The organism is Microcystis sp. LE19-41.2A (assembly GCF_027530405.1).
In the GTDB taxonomy this organism is placed as follows: domain Bacteria; phylum Cyanobacteriota; class Cyanobacteriia; order Cyanobacteriales; family Microcystaceae; genus Microcystis; species Microcystis aeruginosa.
The window spans coordinates 1-1488 of sequence record NZ_JAPZQJ010000558.1; the positions used below are offsets into that span (position 1 = coordinate 1).

Annotated in this window: 1 protein-coding gene; it reads right to left on the bottom strand. The window is 43.0% G+C overall.

The genetic code is table 11. The annotated features are described in order from the left end of the window. Positions 1-145: 145 nt before the first annotated feature. Positions 146-715 (bottom strand): TIGR04376 family protein, encoded by a 570-nt coding sequence (locus tag O9290_RS23500; RefSeq protein WP_002763860.1) that lies wholly within the window; start codon positions 713-715, stop codon positions 146-148. Between the last annotated feature and the right edge of the window lie 773 nt (positions 716-1488).

Consider the following 1488-nt stretch of genomic DNA (forward strand, 5'->3'; position numbering starts at 1 on the left):
TGAGATGCCATCGTTTTCTAAGAGGAACAATTCTGGGGAATTTTTAGGTGTTGGGGATTTCAGTTATCAGTTATCAGTTATCAGTTATCAGTTTACTGTTTACTGTTTACTGTTTACTGTTTACTGTTCACTGCTCACTGAAAAATTATCGTCCCATTTCTCGCTTTAATTTTTTCAATTCTTCTTCCATTTCCCATTCTTTAAATTTTAGATCGAGATTATCGTAGTTTGAGCGCTGATAGTCCGATTCTTGGGGTTGATCCCAAAAAGTGGTTTCCCAGTCAGGGGACTGATTTTTAGGGGCTTTTTCGGCTTTAATTTGCACTTCTTGACGACGTTGTTGGACTTGTTGCAGTAACTCTTGGGATTGAGTCAGACGTTTTTTCACCCCTTCCATCCGTCCCCAAAGTTGATTACCCTGACGGAAGAGGGCCGCCTCGCGTTCACTAGCAGCCTTAAGCAAGTCCTGCCGTCCAGCGGCCTTAGCCTTATCAATTCTAGCGTGCCAAGTTTGGATATCTTGGGCAGTGGCCAAAATTTGCTGTTCGAGACGTTGACGCTCATTTTCTAGGGCGCTAATTAGTTTAGCAGTATCGCGCTCCTGTTCGCGCAGTTGTTCCACCAGCGCCTGTAATTCTAATTGGGGATGACTTCTGAGAAATTCTTCCAGTTGGGTTTCAAGAAAGCGACTGACATCATCAAATAGATTGCCCATCTGTGCAGTATCCTAAATTTGCAATTAAAGTCTAGGAGCGATCGATTTTAATCCCCCTCTTTTTAGCATAGGCTAGATCAACCCTAGATTTAAATGGGGTCTGCTGAAAAAGTTTTTCCTGGGGGCAGGGTGTGGGGTGTAGGGTTTTACCGATTTTGAGGTAGTCAGTTACCTAATTTTCAGGGAAAAAGTCCAGGAATTTTACCCCCGATCCCTCCAATGGTCGGCACTTTTTGAGGTCAAAAAAGTCTAAAAGCCTTATCCAACAAGGTTTTTAGATTTATTCAGCAAGCCCTAAATATATTTGGGAAAAGTAGTACAAAAATGTTATTCGGTTGTGGGTTAGGCAGGGGGAAACCCGTATAATAAAACTAAGTAGCTGGTTATAATTAGGGTTTGCGGCAAAAAGTTTGTTGGTGGGGTTAGGAGTCGGTCGTCAGTAGCCGGTCGTCGGTCGTTTCAGGCTTTGTTGCCCTCTCTTTTTGTACCAACTTATGTACTACAAGAAGGATAATGCCAGGTTTTTGAGAGTCCCAATCCGATTTTCGCAGCATGAACATCGGATTTTAACAGGTCAAAAGCCTTATTTTAAAAGGGTTTTACCATTATTCAGCCAACCCTAAGTAGGGTTGGCTGAATAAATTTGAAATGTAGGCAAAGTAAAGGTTTTGGGGCTTTACGAGCGAAACAGGTGCAAGATTTTGAGAGAATCGTCGTTCAAAACCTTGCGTCTTCATCGGCCCGCGTCCTGTAGGGGCGAAGCATTCGGACAA

Coding starts and splice junctions, on each gene's coding strand:
- O9290_RS23500 (WP_002763860.1), bottom strand. CDS start 715: ATGGGCAATCTATTTGATGATGTCAGTCGCTTTCTTGAAACCCAACTG.